Here is a 16428-nt window from a genome sequence, read left to right as displayed (position 1 = left end):
TTCTGCCCGCCGGACCTCACCACGCCCCCTCGATCCGGACGCCGCTGCCGTGCGCCGTCATCCGCGGGACCACGCGGACGCCGCCCTGGTCCGGCGCGGGCGCCCACCAGAACGACGAGAGCGCCGCCGCGCCGACCACGCCGCTCGCCACGAAGCTCGCGATCGCGACAAGGCCCAGGGCGTCGCGGGCATCGACCGCGTCCCGCAGATGGGCGCATCGCGTGTCGGGGACCGCCTTGCCCGGGCCGCACGCGTGCGCCCCGCTCTCGCCGCTGATCTGCTCGCGCAGCGTCGCGGCCTCGCCGTCCTTGACCGCCCAGGCGATCGCGAACCCCGCGCCGACAACGACGCCGGCCGACGCGAGCGCGAGCCCCCCGACCCGGATCGCCGGGCCGATCACCGTCCCCTCGGCCCCGGGCCGCGATGCCGCCGGCCCCGGCGCCTGCGCAGCGGCGCGCGGCCGTACCGCCGGGACCGGCGCCGGCGGCCTCTCCTTCAGGGCCAGGCCGATCGCCGGCGTGTCGCCGCGCTGCGCCTCGAAGCGCCCCACGCCGTCCTCGTGACCAGCGAGCGTCGCCCGCGCCTCATGGCTGCCGGGCTCGACATAGACCACGTATGTGGCGAGCCCCTGGCCGACGCGCCGGCCGTCCATGAACACCTCGGCCTCGGGCTCGCCCACCACGATCGCGACCGCGGCGACCTCCTGCGCGGCGCGCTGGAGCCCCTGCTGAAACCGAGCCCTCACGCCGGGCGCGAGCGCGTCCGCCCCGTCGAGCGCCCGGCGCAGGTGCTCCGCGGCGTCGCGATATCGATGCAGCGAGAGCTCCGCCAGCCCGAGCTCCCCGGCCCAGCGAGGGTCGCCCGTCGACTCCCACGCCGCTCGATATGCCGCCGCCGCGTCCTCCCATCGCCCGGCGCGCCGCGCCTGCTCCGCGCGGCGGAGCGTCTCCGCGAGCGCCGCGGACGAGACGCCCGGCGGCGAAGCTGCCGCGCGCGCGGCTCCTGACGGCGAGCCCGCCGAGGGCGAGCCCCCTGCCCCCGTTCCAGGCGATGACGGCGCCTCGGCCAGCGCGCCGCGGCTCCAGCCTGAAGCGCACAACGACAGCGCAAGCCCCAGGCCCCTCGTCCAGCGCATGGGCGGCGACCTTATTCAGCTCACCGATCGCCCGCAAGCGCGCATCCCGGGCGGCGGGCGTGCGACGTTTTTCATGGCGAATCAGAAGATGTCCACGTAATGCGGCGAGAAACCGTCCTTTCCTGACGCCTCGCACGTCGGTTCAGCGCCCGGTCGGGCTCCAGAATCCACCAGGAACGCAACCTCGGCAGCCCGGCGGCGCGGGAACGATTTCGAGCACCATCGGGTAACTGGCGGCTAATGGAACGGGCATGGATGCAAAGGACCCGCGCGGTCTGCCCGCCGGAGCGCAGCCCACCTGGGAGACCGTCGTCCGCCAGCACCTCCGTTACCTGCGCGGCTGCGTCGCGTCGGAGAGGATCCCGGAGGCCGACAGGGAGGATGTGCTTCAGGAGGTGCTGCACAGCATCTCGCGGGCCATCAGCACCTTTGATCCGGCGCGTGGCGAGCTTCGTGCCTGGCTGAAGGCCATCGTCCACAACCATGCATCCAACTACCGGCGCCGCGCCTACCGGCGGCGCGAGCAGCCGTGGCCGGAAGGGCCGCTGGAGGTCGCCGACGAGGCGCCGAGCTCCGAGGAGCGCCAGATGCAGCACGAGCGACGGCAGCTCCTGATAACGCTGCTCCTCGAGCTGCCGCCGGAGCGGCGCCAGGCGGTGATCGCCCACGAGCTGGACGAGGTCGGTATCGGGCACGTGGCGGAGCTGCTCTCGATACCCGCCACCACCGCGAAGAGCCGGGTCCGCCACGGCCGCGAGGAGCTCAAGGCGGCCGCGCGCCGCTGGCAGGCGCGCCATCACCGCCGCCTCGCCGCGCTGCTGCCGATGCGCGCGACCGGTTGCTCGGGGGAGCGTTCCCGCCGCGCCGCATCGCGGGAGCACCTGCTGCAGCGCGCCCGGCGCGCGCTCCGGGATGCATTGCGCGGCGCGAGGGCTCCGCGGATACGGACGATCGCTCACGCCTGCGCCTCGCTCGCGGCGGGCGCCTGGAGCGTCGTCCTGGCAGCAGGGCTCCTGCTCGCCGGGCACGGCGGTCTTCGCGCCGGAGGCGCTGCGCTGTCGGGCTCTTCTCCCGCGGCGCGTGCTCACGCCTCGTCGAGCGCCGCGCCGGCGGCGCCAGCGCGCGAGCTATCGTATCCATCCGCGAACGACAAGCTACCTTCGCCAGGAGCCATGACGGCCTCGAAGGTCAACGACAGCGCGCCTCGTCGTCCTCGAGACATGTCGCGCCCGCCGCAGCGCTGGCCCGTCGCGCAGGGCGACGAGCAGGAGCGCCGGAGGATGGCCGCCGCCGCGCGCGCCATCGGGAACGACGCGCTGGCGCGTGCGCTGCTGGAGCGGCGCCGCCACGGCGTGCCGGGCAGCGCTCCCGGGTCCGACCGCGGCGAGCCCCTGGCTTTCGCGACACCCGCGGCGCGCGTTCGCTGAGGACAAGCGCCTCGACGGCGACGACTCACGAGCATCGGCGCCCGAGGGCCTCGACGCTGGCCAGCTCGATCGGCGAGCTGCGATGTCGGCCTGCGCGCACGGCCTGCGCGCGGCTTCCACGGGCGCGCGATGGCGTCGAGGGCTCCTCGACAGACACGTCTTGCCGAGGTCCGGTATGCAGACTCGACGCCGCACGACCACCGCTGTCCGCGAGCGCAGCGCTCCCCGGCGCCATCGTCCGTTGTTCGCCAGCCACCCCGCGATCCGCATTCCCGTGGAGCGCATCCTCGCCGAGCGCCCCTGGATCGCCGCGCTCGTCACCGCCGGCGGTGTATCGCCCCGCGACCGCGAGGATATGGTGCAGGCCGTGCTCATGGCTGCATGGATGGCTGTCGAGGGGGGCAGGTACTGTCCGGACGCGTCCGTCGATCCCCGGCGAGCGCTCCGCGGCTGGATCCATGGCATCGTCTGGCGCAAGGTGGGGCACCACGGCCAGCGCGCCTGCGTCCGCCGGGAGATCCCGGTGGCGGATCCGTGGCGCGTGCATCCGGAGCCGCCGCGGGACGACGAGCTCCTCGTCGCGGCGCGCGAGCGCCTCCTCGCCGTGCGCCTCGCCCTCTCCAGGCTGCCGCAGCGCGATCGGCAGATGCTCGCCCTCTGCGCGGCCGGCCACGGCGTCCGCGAGGTCGCGCGCACACTCGGCATGCCGAGCTCGACGGCGGCGCGAGAGATCGGCCGAGCTCGACGAAGGCTGCGCGTTCTCCTCGGCCGTTGACCCCGGGTGGCCCCCCACCTGGAGCGCGCGCGCCCTGGCCGCCCCGGTCGCGGAGCTCGCCGGCTGGCTCGGGCCGCTCGCCGAGCCCGGCGCGTCGTGGGCGAGCTCATCGGGGCCACATCCGGCCCCACGTCATGGCCCCGGCCCCCGGGACGGCATCGCAGCGCGAAGCCGTCGAGAGCTGGTCCAGATCGCGCGCACCCATGTTACTTGAGAGACGCCATGACAAGCAACGCAACGGCCGAGCTGCCCGACAAGAGGCACTCCCGCGATCGCGGCACCGAGATGGCCTGCCCCGAGGCGAAGACGCGCTGGGACGTCGCGCTCACATTCGTGATGACAGTCGTCGAGCTCACCGTTGCATGCGCGCCGAGCTCGAGCTCGCCCGCCCTGGACACCGATGGTCCGCCGGCGGGGGTATCGTGAGCTTCGGCGCCATCTTGCTCCTCGCTCTCGGCCTGGCCATGGATGCGACGGCGGTCTCGGCCGCGCGGGGGCTGGCAGTCCCCGAGATTCGCGCCCGGCACGTTGCGCTCGTCGCGGGTTTCTTCGGCGGGTTCCAGGCGCTCATGCCCTTGATCGGGTGGTTCCTCGGTGCGCGTGTCGGGCCCCTCGTGCAGGCGTGGGATCACTGGATCGCCTTCGGGCTCCTCGCAGCCATCGGCGGCAAGATGCTGTGGGAGGCGCGGGCCAGCGCTGACGATGACGACGACGCCCCGAAGGACCTGTTCGCCTTGAACGTCATGTTCGTCCTGGCCGTCGCGACCAGCATCGACGCGCTCGCTGTCGGCTTCACCCTTCCGATGTTGAATGCACCGCTCGTGCTCTCCCTCGTCACCATCGGGATCACGACAGCGGTCCTGAGCGCGATCGGCCTCTTCGCCGGCAGGCGCTTCGGCGCGATGCTCGGCAAGCGGCTCGACGCGGCCGGCGGCGTCGTGCTCATCGGCCTTGGCGTGAAGATCCTGATCGAGCACCTGCAGGCGACATGAGCAGGAGATCCGCGATCGCGCCTTGCTGCGCCGGGGGATCCCCGCCGCAGCCCCGTGAAGCATGCGGCCAGAGCCGCCGTGATCGCCGTGCTACGTCGCCCAGAGCACGGAGAGGTCGAGCTCGATGGCCTCGAAGGGCACGAGGCGGACGCACGCGGCGTCGCGATCGACCGGGCCGCGCTCCCACCCCGGACCAGGGACGAGCGAGAAGGCCTCGAGCGTGCGCTTGACGGGCTCGACGAGCCAGGCGTGCCGCACGCCTTCGCGTGCGTACATTTCGGCGGGACGGCCTCGAGGTCGGCGCAGGTGGCGCGGCACGTCTTCGCGGCAGACTGGCCCATGGTCCAAGCCTGCCCGGGCGCACACGGCGAGGCAAGACCACCGTGCTCGTTCGCGACGCGATGCGGCACCCCCGCTCCGAAACGAGACGCTCAGTCCGCTCATCGACGAAGGTCAACCCGATCGGCTTCGAAACCCCTCGGCCACGAGCGCACACCTTCCATCAACGACAGCCTCCATGTGGCGCGACGCGGAGAACAACGCATTCCGTTCGGGAAGCGTATATTATCAACAATAATCATCCTGCGCTCCGCCGCCCGCCCGCTCATGACACCTCGACATCCCCGTGCCCGCGGGATACAGGCGGCGGAGGCATGCAGGTCTCCACAGCGCCCATCACGGGCATCACCGCGAGTGACGTGAGAGGGCTGCTCGCCGCGAGCGCCAGTGGCAGGCTGCTCTCCGGCGCTGATCTCTTCACCCTGGCATTCGCGCTCTCGGGCCGGTCGCACAGGCAGCCGCTGACGCTCGATGAGGCGCGTGACCTGCTGTTGGCAAACGGCCTTCCGCAGGCGCTCGCGGGGGATGAGCTCATCGAGCGGATGCGCGAATCGACGAGCGCGGATCCGGCGTTCCTGGTCTACAACACGAGGACGTTCTGCCTCGACCGCAAGGTCGGTCTCTCGCGCCGGCTCGGCCAGCTCGTCCTCCGGCACGACGTCCAGCAGCTCCTCCGGGCGCACCGCGCGGAGCCGCCGCCGCTGGAGCGCCCTGCCGCCCGCCCTCCAGCGCGGGCTCGGCGGACCGACGCGCCCGCTGCGCCGACGCGACGGCCTCCCACCGCGCCGACCCCGGCGCGCCCGCCCGGGCCCGCTCCACCGCTGCCGCCCCCGCCGCCCAGGAAGCCCGCGCCGCTCCTGATCTCCGGCCTCGACCGGTCCGAGCTGCTCCGGAAGCTGCAGGGCCCGCCGTCCTCGCTCGCGGCGGTGAGCCACGCGCTGCGCGCCCACCTGCTCGCCTCGGCCGAGCAGTTCGAGGAGCTGCTCGCGCTCGCCGCGCTCGCCGGCGTCGAGCCGCACCGCTACCAGATCGAGACAGCGCGCCGCGTCCTCCGCGTGTTCCGCGGGCGCGCGCTGCTCGCCGACGAGGTCGGGCTCGGCAAGACCGTCGAGGCGCTCATGATCCTGCGCGAGTACCAGCTCCGCGGGATGGTCCGGCGGGCGCTCGTCCTCGTCCCCCCGGCGCTCGTCGGCCAGTGGACGGGCGAGCTCGCGGAGAAGGCCGGGATCGCGGCGCGGACGACCGACGACGCCGCGCGCACCGCGGATCCAGACGCCTTCTGGCGCGACGAGGGCGTGGTCGTCGCGTCGCTCGCCCTCGCGAGGAGCTCGAAGCACGCGCCGCTCGTCCAGGCCGCCTCGTGGGACCTCGTGATCGTCGACGAGGCCCATCACGTCAAGAGCCGCACCACCGCCAGCTTCAAGCTGGTCGACGGCCTGCACAGCCGGTTCCTCCTGATGCTCACGGCGACGCCCATCGAGACCGATCTCGAGGAGCTCTACAACCTCGTGACGCTGCTCAAGCCCGGGCAGTTCGCGACCCCGGCCGCGTTCCGCGCGCAGTTCGTCGACCCGAAGGACCCGCTGTCGCCGAAGAACCGGGAGCGGCTGCGCGCCCTGCTCGCCGAGGTGATGGTGCGCAACACCCGCGCCGACAGCGGCCTCGCGCTGCCGCCCCGCTATGTGAGCACGGTGATTGTCGATCCGTTGCCGGAGGAGCGCGCGCTCTACGAGCGCGTCCTCGATCTCGTGCGCGCGCGCGGGGCCGACGCGGGCGCACGGCTGGTGGCGTCGACGCTCCTGCTCGGCGCCGGCTCGAGCCCCGCCGCTGTGCGCGGGAGCCTGGAGCGCATGAGCGCGAGCGACAGGCGGGCGCCCGCGCTGCGCGCCGCGCTGGCCGAGCTCGCGACGCTCGCGGCCTCGGTCCGCGCGTCCCGGAAGGGCGGCGCGCTCGTCGACCTCGCGCGCGCTCACGACGAGCAGATCCTCGTCTTCACCCGGTTCCGCGACACGCTCTCGGACATCGAGGCCGTGCTCCGCGACGCCGGCGTCGCGTCCGCCGCGTTCCACGGCGGCCTCTCCGCGGCGGACAGGCGCGCGGCCCTCTCGGCGTTCCGCGAAGGGCGCGCGCGCGTGCTCGTCTCCACCGACGCCGGCGGCGAGGGGCACAACCTCCATCACTGCCATGTCCTCGTGAACTTCGATCTCCCCTACAATCCCATGCTCATCGAGCAGCGGATCGGGCGGCTGCACCGGATGGGCCAGCGAGAGGAAGCTCGAGGCCTTGCCCGGGCGGTTCGCGGCGAAGGTGACCTGCGCTGTCGCGGCGCTCGTGAGCGCCGAGATCCCGGCGGCGCTCGTGAGCCTGCGTCTCCGGCGCCGCAAGGAGGCGCGGGAGCTCGTCGTCCGGCTCCCGGCGGGCGCGTCGAGCCTGGACAGGCTCACGTGCGAGGCGTGCGGCGCGGCGACGTCGAGGCCGGCGGCCTGCGACGATCGGATGCACCTGCTCTGCGAGGCGTGCGCGCCGAACGCGCAGGGCAGGATCGCGTGCCCGGCGTGCGCGAGGCGGCGCTGAGAGGGGCGCTGAGGTCACCCGCGTGGCGAGGGAGGACGCGGCTCCGGCGTGGCGCGGAGGCAGCTCCGCAGCTCCCGCGGGGCGCGGCCGAACCACCGCTGGCAGGCGTGGCTGAACGCTGTCGTGTCCGCGAAGCCGAGCTGCAGCGCGATCTCTGTCACGCTGGCCGTCGCCCCCCGGAGCAAGTCGCTGGCGCGCTCGCGGCGCACCTCCTCGACGAGGCGCCGGAAGCTCGTCCCCTCGGCGTCCAGGCGCCGGCGCAAGGTCCGCTCCGTCGTGCCGAGGGCGCACGCAACGAGCGAGAGCGACGGGATGCCGCCGTCGACGCGCGACAGCTCGCGGACGATCTGGTGCCGGACGGCGTCAACGATCGAGCGCGGCGTGAGCGGCTCCGACAGCGCCTCGGCGGACCTGCACAGGTATTCCCAGAGCACCCGGTTTGCAGAGGGGGGCGCCGCGTCGAGGATCTCGCGACGGAAGGAGAACCCGTCGTGCGGGGCGTCAAAGCGCACGGCGCAACCGAAGAACGCGCTGTGCCCGGCCCGGCGAGGCGGCGCGGGGTGGCGGAAGGTCACCTCGACGAGCGTGAGATCGGGGCCGGCGATCCGCCGCAGGCCGCCGAGGCCCTGCGCGACGGCCGTCTCGTTGGACAGCCGGTGTCCGAGGGTGAGAGGCCCCGTGCGGTACCACCGGACGTGGACGCGTCTGGCGGCCTCCGTCACCTCCCAGCGGCCCGAGTCGGTGAGCAGCGCGCCGTAGCGAGCGACGGTGTCGAGCGCGTCGCGCACGGAAGGCGCTGTCATCATCGCGAAGCCGAGCACGTGCAGATCCTCGATGACCGCCTGTTGCGCGACCCGGATCGGCAACGACGGATCATCGAGCGTCTGCCCCAGATACGTCCACAGGTCGAGCAGGTGATCGAAAACGACGCGCCTCGCCGGGTCCTCGGCGAGCGCCAGCGGGACGCCGGTCGCGCGGCGCATGGCGTCCGGCCGCACGCCGGCCCGCAGCGCGTGGTCCACGACACGCTGAACCACGCCCGCCACGACGGTCGGTCGGGGTCGCACCATGCGCTCGGCGCCAGCATTCCGCATGCCAGCGCCCGGCGCTCGCCGTGAACGGCGATCGGCGCAGCGGGCAGCTTTCTTGGCGCGTCGGGCATGACGCTGGCGTCAGGGGAGCATGACCGTCGTGCGGGCTCAGGGGCTCGTGAAGCCGAGGATCCCGTGCCCGACCAGCGCGTGAACGGTGTTCGGGGGGTCTGGCGCGGTGTTCGTGGCGCTCGCCACGCCCTCGCGCATGAACGCGGTCCGGATGCGTGTGATGGAGGACGCCTGATGGGCCTCCTGGAGCAGCCGCATCGCCTCGGCCGGGACCGTGATCGAGCCGTCCCCTCCCAGCGCGATGCACTGGATCTCGACCTGCTTGTCGGCGGGAGGCGGCATCGCGAACGGCGATGTTCCCTCGATGTCGCCGTCGGTGCTTGTGATGCGCACGATCGTGCCCTGCGCGGCTCCGCAGCGCTCGCCCTGGCCGCCGCAGCCGAGGGTCATCGACGCGCCATCGAGCGGCACCGCGCCGAGGAGGGCCAGCGACGCCTCGTCGAGCGCGAACGCCTCCCCCGCCACGACGGGCCCCAGATCGGGGACCTCGAAGGCCATCGAGCCGCCGGGCTCGATGCCCACGACGATCTCATCGCCGCGCGCGATCGGATCGCTGGGGTTGCCGGGCACGGGTCCCGCGCCGGCGAGCACGGCATAGCTGGCCGCGAACGCTTCATCGGTCGCGTTCGGATTGACCACGACCGCCACCTCGCTCGACTCGACGGCAACGATGGGGAACGCCCCGTTGTTGCCGCCCATCGCCGCGCCGTCCACGCGCAGGGTGCGACCCACGTCGGCCGCGGAGAACATCGCGCCTCCGACCGAGTACGCTGCGGTTCCCGTCTCCCCGGCTGTCACGCTCGCCTGGCCCGATCCATCGTGGATCGGGCAGACATAGCTGCTGCCCTGGAACCGGCATTCGATAGGTCCGTCCGCGAGCCCGGAGATCGTGACGACGCCTTGGTCGGTGAGCGGCGGCGGCGGATTGTCCTGCGCGTCGTAGACCCATCCCTTGCATCCGGTGGGCTGGCCGGGCGATTCCTCGTAACTTGGGGGCTTCGCCGCGGTGAACAGGACCTGTACCGAGAGGCCGTGACCTGCCTGCGGCGCACCGGCGATCGAGATATCCTGGATGGAGATGAGGCCGCCGTGGGTCGGGGCGACGCCGCTGCCTGCGCCCCCGTCGCCCCCCGAGGTGCCGGCGCCGCCCGAGCCCGCGCTCGTTGGCGCGCCGCCGCTCCCTTCGAGGCCGTCGTCTCCCGGGTTTTCGCAGCACCCCGCGACGGTGAGGGCCGTTGTGATGAGCAAGGCGGCGCTCCGGCCGATCAGGTTCCGCGAGGGTCGCATTCGATGAATCATGAGGTACCTCCAGGCGTCGTGCTGAAACGCGTCGACCATTACCGGCTGACTGCGTGCAAGGAGGTATGAGGGTGTCGCCGCGGATCGGCTTGGTCGCGCCGGCCACGAACCTGGTCGAAGCGGCCTCGCCGCGCCCGGGCGCGTAGTTCAAGGAGGTGTCACCGCAGCTCCCGATCTGACGTGTTACCAGGGCTCCTCTCGTACCGCTCCGCGGTCGCGCCAAACCGCTCCACGGCTGCCCCGAACCGCTTCACGGTTGCCCCGAACCGCTTCACGGTTGCCCCGAACCGCTTCACGGTTGCCCTGAACCGCTTCACGGTTGCCCTGAACCGCTCCAACGCTGCCCTTGGTGCCGCGTACCCCCGGTCCCCCCCGGGTCTGGAGCCCTTGCCGCCTCAAGCCCCGGGTGGTCCCCCCCTCGTTCAAGCCCTGTTCGGCGATGGCCCCCGGCCTATCGCCCGCCGTCTTCCACCGCGCCCCCTGCCAGCCCACCGCTGCCGCCGGATCCCCCCATTCATCTCTTCAACGGACGTCCAGGCGTGAGCGCCGGGGTGGGGCTGTGCGCGGCAGCGCGCGGGGGGCGCGCTGGAGCACCGAACGAGGTGCCATAAGGTCTCCGTGGGCTCCACGTCTCAGGCGCGCCTTGTGTGGCGCGCAACGAAACGTCCCAGCAGGCATGGCCCGAAGTGAGACATGCCGGGCGGTGTTCCCATGCGCAAGCTCTCCCGCCGCCCGTCTTGGCGGATGGCCAGCGCCCCCCGCGCGCTGCCGCGCACAGCCCCACCCCGGCGCGTGCCCCCTGGAACCTCCGTCACTCCTCCCGGGACCACGGCAAGAACCCGGTCGCCAGGCTCTTCACCGCCGCCGCCAGCTCGATCGGCTCGATCGGCTTGGGCACGTGCATCTGGTAGCCGGCCGCGAGCGCCCGCACCCGGTCCTCGGTCCGCGCGTACGGCGTCAGCGCCAAGGCCGGCGTGCGCCCCACCTTGCGCGGCAAGAGGTCCCGCACCTTCCGGATCAGCGAGTACCCGTCCTCCCCGGGCATCCCGATGTCGACCACGAGCAGCGCCGGCTCCGACGTCTCCAGCAGCTTCAGCGCCTCGACGCTCGACGTCGCCGTGCTGACCTCGGCCCCGCAGCGCCGCAGCACCGACGAGAGCATCGCCAGCGTGTCGGGATCGTCGTCCGCGATGAGCACCCGCACGCCGGTGAGCCGCGGGAACGGGTTGCGCGGGTCGGGCGCGATGCCGGCGCTCGTCAGCGCCGTCGCCGTCGCGCCCGTCGACAGCGGGAGCTGCACCGTGCACGTCGTCCCGCGCCCGGGGCCGGCGCTCGTCATGCGCACCGTGCCGCCGTGCAGCCCGACGACGTGCCGCACGATCGACAGCCCCAGCCCGAGACCGCCGTGCCGGCGGCCGCCGGGGTTGTCCTCGTGCCGGAAGCGCTCGAAGACATGCGGGAGCTGATCCGCCGAGATGCCCTCCCCGTCGTCGATCACCTTGACCTCGGCGAAGCGCTCGTCCTGCGAGAGCTGCACCTGAACCAGGCCGCCCGGCCGCGCGAACTTCACCGCGTTCGAGAGCAGGTGCCACACCACCTGCTGGAGCCGCGCTGGATCGCCCTCCACGAACACGCCCTCCGGGTCGAGCCGCGTCTCGATCGCCACCCCCTTGCCCGCCGCCGAGGGCAAGATCGACTCGACCGCTGTCTGCACCGGCAACGTCAGCTCCACCGCCAGCCGCTCGATCTTCAGCGTGCCCGTCACCACCTGCGAGGCGTCGAGCAGCTCGTCGATGAGCGTCACCTGGTGCTCGGCGTTGCGCTCGATCGCCGACAGCGCCCGCGTCTCCGCCACCCGGTCGAGCGAGCCCGCCTGCATCATCCTCGCCCAGCCGAGGATCGCGTTGAGCGGCGTGCGCAGCTCGTGCGACACGGTCCCGAGGAACTCGTCCTTCAGCCGGTTGGCGTCCTGCACCTCGCGGTAAAGACGCGCGTTGTCGAGCGCGAGCGCGGCGCGGTGCGCGACCTCCTCCGCGAACGCGACGTCCGCCCGCTCGAAGAACCGGCCCGACTCGGACGACACGAGCGAGATCGCCCCGAGGATGCGCCCGCGCGCCCGGAGCGCCACCACGAGGTACGAGAGCGGCGCGAGCGCGCGGTTCGCCGCGGCCTCCTCCGTCGTCAGCGCCTCGTGCAGCAGCACGTCGCCGCGCACGTCCGCGTAGAGCTCCGACCGGCCGGTGCGCAGCACGCGGGCCACCGGGCCGGGCTCGCCGTCGACGCGGCTCGGGTGGAAGTACCGGAGCAGCGGCTCCTTCAGCGGGCTCACGTGCGCGACCGCGACGTGGCGCAGGCCGAGGCCGTCGTCGATGTCGACGAGGCAGAAGTCGGCCAGCATCGGGAGCACGAGCCGCGCGAGCGACTGGAGCGTGGCCGTGAAGTCCAGCGACGCGGCGAGCGCCGTGCTGACCTCCGCGAGGAACGCGAAGCGGCGCGCCGCCTCCTCGGCCTCGGCCCGCGCCGCCTGCACGCGGATGAGCCGCGCGCGCTCCTCCTCGGCCCGCTTGCGATCGGTGATGTCGCGGTGGATGCCGACAAGGAACAGCGGCCGGCCCTCCTGATCGTGCACCGCGTAGGCCGTGACCTCGATCGGCACCTCGGAGCCGTCCCGCCGCACGCACGGGACCTCGCCGACGAACGTGCGCGAGTCCTCGATCTGCTGGAGGATCCGGCCCGTGGTCTCCTCCCGGACGTCCTCGCGGTGGAGGAGCGCCATGCCCTTGCCGACGATCTCCTCGGAGAGGTAGCCGAAGATCGACTCGGCCTCGCCCATCCAGTAGCGGATGTTGCCCTCGACGTCCGTCACCAGGATCGCCTCGGGCATCTGCTTGAGCACCTCGTGCGAGAGGTGCATCGCCTCCTCCGTCTGCAGCGCGGAGAGGCGCGCCCGCTCGAGCGCCTGCGCGCTCTGCTGGACCAGCGCGAGCATGAACGCCCGGTCGTCCTCGGTGAACGACTGCGGCGTCGCGAAGCCGAAGCCCACCGCGCCGAGCACGCGCCCCTCGAGGAAGAGCGGGATCGCGGCGTACGCGTGCTCGCCCGTCGTGGCGCAGCACGCCGCGAAGCCGGGATCGAACTCGCCGAAGCGCCCGTCCGAGCCGAGGAAGATCGGCTGCCGCTCCCGGACGGCGCGCGCGAGCGGCAGCTCCGCGTTGAGATCGTAGCTCTTGAAGCGCGCGACCTGCGCCTCGAGGTAGCCCGTCGAGCGCACCGTCTCGAGCTCGCCGCCGAGCCCGGCGCGCAGCGCCACCATGCCCGTCATCGCGCCGGCCGCCGCGACGACGTCGCTCGCGAGCACGCGGAGCACCGCGGGCGGCGTGATCGCGTCGGACAGCGCGGCCGTGACAGCGAAGAGCCACGCGGCCCGGTCGGCGCTCCGCTCCGCCGACTGCCGCGCCTCCTCCGCCTTCCGGTAGAGGTAGGCGTTGTCGAGCGCCAGCGCCACGCGGTGCGCGAGCTCGGCCGCGAGCACGAGGTCGTCGGCGGAGTAGACGCGGTTCGACTCGGAGACGCCGAACGAGAGCACGCCGAGCTTGCGGCCGCGCGCGATGAGCGGCACCGCCATCGCGGAGCGCGTGCCGAGCTGCTCCAGCGCGGCGGCGCGCTCGGCGGCCTCCTCGCTCTGCCCGCCGTCGAGCTCGTGGAGCAGCTCGGACTCGCCGCTGTGCAGCACCTTCGCGATGCCGAGGCGCTCCTCGGCGTCGGGCGCGATCGCGCGCAGGAGCCCCTCGCGCTCGGGGTTCACGTGCCTCGCCGCGACCCGGCAGAACCGGCTCTTCGACCCGCCCGGCGGCCCCGGGCGATCGGAGCCCGCGGCCTCGACCGCAGCGCGCTGGCGCCGCGCGGCGTAGATGCCCTGCGGGGGCGCCGCGTCGCTCGCGTGCGCCCCGGGCGCGAACGGCGGCGCGTCGCCGTCCGACGGCGGCGGCACGGAGCCGACGAGGCCCATCGTGTCCGCGGCGCCGCGCTCGATCAGGTCGACCGTGCACCAGTCCGCGAGGAACGGCACCGACAAGCGCGCGAGCCGCTCGAGGATCGTGTGCGGATCGAGGGATCCGGTGAGCTGCTCGCTCGCGTCCGCCAGGAACATCAGCTCATTATGGATCGCTCCACCGCGGGGCTGCTTCAGGACCTGCCACACCGTGGCGGCCTCGCTCGGGTTGCCTTCACGCTCCATGATGGTCGACGACCGGCCGCATGGTAGCGAGGCGCTATCGCAGAAGCCAGCGGCGCAGGCGCGCGCTCGGCGCGCGGCGCGCTTATGCGTCGGACGCGTCGGAGCCGAGCCGCGCGCGGGCGCGCCGGACCAACGCCTGGACGGCCAGATGCGCCTCGTCGCGGACCGCGTCGACGTTCTGGCCGGCCGTGGCGATGGGCTCGCCTACCTCGAGCGCGACGGGGATACGTCGCGCACGGCTCACCCGGGCCATGTGCGCCGCGAACGACTCGTCCACGTAGGAAGATTCAGCGCCGCCGTACACGAGGCCGACGGGGACGATCTCCGCGCCGACGCGGCACGCCGCGGTGAATGCGCCCGCGCGGAACGGCCGCACCTCGTCCCCCGAGAACGTCGTCCCCTCGGGGTAAACCATCACACCACGGCCACCCTTGAGCGCGGCGCACATCGCCTGCACGACCGCAGACCCGCTGCGCTTGCTCGACCGGTCGACGAAGAGCGTGCCGACGCGGCGCGCCGCCATGCCGACAACCGGCCAGCCGGCGAGGTCGGCGCGGCTGACGACCGTCGCCTCGAAAAATGCGAGCGTCACCATGATGTCGAGCGCGGAGCGGTGGTTCATCACGAACACGCGCCCGACGCCGGAGGGATCGCGGCCGGGGTAGTACGCCGCGGCGGGTCGATCGCGGCCGGCTGCGCCGGGCCCTGGCGCGGGCTCGCCGTGGACGAGGCCGCCCACGCGCACGTCGAGGCCGTACAGCTTGAGGAGCGCGCGACCGTACCGGCGCATCCATGTATGCAGGACCACCTCGCGATCGGCCGCGCTGGAGATCGCCGTGTCGACCTCGAGCAGGCCGTACATGCCGAAGGTGAGGCCGACGAAGCCGGCGGCGCGAAGGGGGAAGCGGAGGACGTCGAGGGGGTGAGCGCTGGCCATGCTCGCTGAGCGGCTACCCTATTTCACGCTCGGGCGCGGAGAAAGCGCCTTCACGCGCCCGCGACAGGGGCACCATCGAGCAGCCGCTTGAGCACCTCGTTCACGACCGCCGGGTTCGCGCTGCCCCCCGTCTGCTTCATGATCTGCCCGACGAAGTAGCCGAGCAGCGCGGTCTTGCCGGCGCGGTACGCCGCCGCCTGCTTCGCGTTCGCGGCGATGACCGACGCGGCGATCGCCTCGATCGCGGACGCGTCGCTCATGACGGCCATCCCCTTGTCGCGGACGATGTCGCCGGGCGCCCGGTCGGTGCCGGCCATCTCCGTGTACACCTCCTTGGCCTGCTTGCCGCTGATCGCGCCCTCGTCGACGAGGCGGAGCAGCGCGGCCACCTGCGCCGGGGAGACAGGGAACGTCGCCGACAGGCCCGTCGTGCGGGTGTCGCGCAGCACCTCGCCCTGGACGAAGTTCGCGACCTTGACCGCGTCGCCGTGCAGGCGCGCCGCCTCCTCGAAGAACGCCGCGATCTCCGGGTGGCCCGTCATTACCGACGCCGCGTACGGCGTGAGCCCGAGCGACTCGGTGAGGCGGCGCCGCTTGTCGACCGGCGGCTCCGGGAGCGCGGCGCGCACCCCGGCGAGGAACGCTTCGTCGACGACGAGCGGCGGCAGGTCCGGCTCGGGGAAGTAGCGGTAGCCGGACTCGTTCTCCTTGTCGCGGAGGAGGTACGTCTCCTTCTTCTCCGCGTTGTACCCGCGCGTCTGCTGGCGCACCCGGCCGCCCTGCTCGATGAGCGCGATCTGCCGCCGGATCTCGAGGTCGATCGCCTCGGCGACGAAGCGGAACGAGTTGATGTTCTTGAGCTCCGTCCGCGTGCCGAGCTTCGTCTCGCCCGCCCTTCGGACCGAGACGTTGGCGTCGCAGCGGAAGCTGCCCTGCTCGAGGTTGCCGTCGTTCACGCCGATGAACATCAGGATCTCGCGCAGCCGCTTCAGGTACTCGGCCGCCTCGGCGCCCGAGCTCAGGTCGGGCTCGCCGACGATCTCGATGAGCGGGGTGCCGGCGCGGTTGAGATCGACGACCGACAGGCCCCCGACGCCGTGGAGGTTCTTGCCGGCGTCCTCCTCCATGTGGACGCGCGTGATCCCCGCCCGCTTCTTCCCCGCCTCGGTCTCGATCTCGAGCGCGCCCTTCAGGGCGAGCGGCCGGTCGTACTGGCTGAGCTGGAAGCCCTTCGGCAGGTCCGGATAGAAGTAGTTCTTCCGCGCGAAGATGCTGCTCTCCTGGATGGCGCAGCCGAGCGCGAGCGCGGCGCTCACCGCCATCCGGACCGCCTCGCGGTTCAGCACCGGGAGCGCCCCCGGGAGCCCGAGGCACACCGGGCACGTGTGCGTGTTCGGCGGGTCGCCGAAGCTGGTCGCGCAGCCGCAGAACGCCTTGGTGCGGGTGAGGAGCTGCGCGTGGACCTCGAGCCCGATGACCGCCTCGAAGGGGCCGTACGTCGTCGCCATGGCAGGCTCTTCTAGCAGAACCTCGCCCGGGCGAGAGGCCCC

Annotated in this window: 11 protein-coding genes and 1 pseudogene; 5 read left to right on the top strand and 7 right to left on the bottom strand. The window is 73.0% G+C overall.

Going from position 1 to position 16428, the window contains the following annotated elements; all coding sequences use genetic code 11:
• Positions 1-16: 16 nt before the first annotated feature.
• Entirely contained in the window at positions 17-1135 is a 1119-nt protein-coding gene (locus tag WMF42_RS02970) for a hypothetical protein (RefSeq protein WP_437690020.1), read from the bottom strand.
• A gap of 251 nt (positions 1136-1386) precedes the next feature.
• On the opposite strand from WMF42_RS02970, the gene WMF42_RS02965 reads away from it, so the two are divergent.
• From WMF42_RS02965 to WMF42_RS02950, 4 genes are all read left to right on the top strand, one after another.
• The gene (locus WMF42_RS02965; protein ID WP_437690019.1) at positions 1387-2562 is read left to right on the top strand and encodes an RNA polymerase sigma factor; all 1176 of its coding nucleotides are present in this window, start codon (positions 1387-1389) and stop codon (positions 2560-2562) included.
• 274 nt (positions 2563-2836) lie between these two features.
• Positions 2837-3337, top strand: coding sequence for an RNA polymerase sigma factor (locus WMF42_RS02960; RefSeq protein ID WP_437690018.1), 501 nt, complete (start codon positions 2837-2839; stop codon positions 3335-3337).
• Between the two features lie 222 nt (positions 3338-3559).
• The gene (locus WMF42_RS02955; protein WP_437690017.1) at positions 3560-3763 is read left to right on the top strand and encodes a hypothetical protein; all 204 of its coding nucleotides are present in this window, start codon (positions 3560-3562) and stop codon (positions 3761-3763) included.
• Positions 3760-4329, top strand: a complete 570-nt coding sequence (locus WMF42_RS02950; RefSeq protein WP_437690016.1) for a manganese efflux pump MntP — start codon at positions 3760-3762, stop codon at positions 4327-4329. The genes WMF42_RS02955 and WMF42_RS02950 overlap by 4 nt, the downstream gene beginning before the upstream one ends.
• A gap of 90 nt (positions 4330-4419) precedes the next feature.
• On the opposite strand, the gene WMF42_RS02945 is transcribed toward WMF42_RS02950, so the two are convergent.
• Positions 4420-4605: a hypothetical protein gene (locus WMF42_RS02945; RefSeq protein ID WP_338111471.1), complete on the bottom strand. Its 186-nt coding sequence runs from the start codon at positions 4603-4605 to the stop codon at positions 4420-4422.
• Between the two features lie 125 nt (positions 4606-4730).
• Here WMF42_RS02945 and WMF42_RS02940 point away from each other — a divergent pair.
• Positions 4731-6917 (top strand): annotated as a pseudogene (locus WMF42_RS02940) (DEAD/DEAH box helicase); the annotation flags it as partial.
• A 339-nt stretch (positions 6918-7256) separates the two neighbouring features.
• On the opposite strand, the gene WMF42_RS02935 reads toward WMF42_RS02940, so the two are convergent.
• The 5 genes from WMF42_RS02935 to gatB form a co-directional block, all read right to left on the bottom strand.
• A complete protein-coding gene (locus WMF42_RS02935) occupies positions 7257-8225 on the bottom strand; it encodes an AraC family transcriptional regulator (RefSeq protein WP_437694198.1) in 969 nt (322 codons plus the stop codon).
• Between the two features lie 216 nt (positions 8226-8441).
• A complete protein-coding gene (locus WMF42_RS02930; protein ID WP_437690015.1) occupies positions 8442-9704 on the bottom strand; it encodes a hypothetical protein in 1263 nt (420 codons plus the stop codon).
• 811 nt (positions 9705-10515) lie between these two features.
• Positions 10516-13941: a GAF domain-containing protein gene (locus tag WMF42_RS02925; RefSeq protein WP_437690014.1), complete on the bottom strand. Its 3426-nt coding sequence runs from the start codon at positions 13939-13941 to the stop codon at positions 10516-10518.
• Between the two features lie 82 nt (positions 13942-14023).
• Positions 14024-14878, bottom strand: coding sequence for a lysophospholipid acyltransferase family protein (locus tag WMF42_RS02920; RefSeq protein ID WP_061610846.1), 855 nt, complete (start codon positions 14876-14878; stop codon positions 14024-14026).
• Between the two features lie 50 nt (positions 14879-14928).
• A complete protein-coding gene (gene gatB / locus WMF42_RS02915) occupies positions 14929-16386 on the bottom strand; it encodes an Asp-tRNA(Asn)/Glu-tRNA(Gln) amidotransferase subunit GatB (protein ID WP_437690013.1) in 1458 nt (485 codons plus the stop codon).
• Between the last annotated feature and the right edge of the window lie 42 nt (positions 16387-16428).

Origin of the sequence: Sorangium sp. So ce176 (assembly GCF_051519835.1) — a bacterium.
In the GTDB taxonomy this organism is placed as follows: Bacteria; Myxococcota_A; Polyangia; order Polyangiales; family Polyangiaceae; genus Sorangium; species Sorangium cellulosum_G.
Note: the sequence above shows the minus strand (reverse complement) of the source record. Positions and strands in the feature narration are given on the sequence as shown.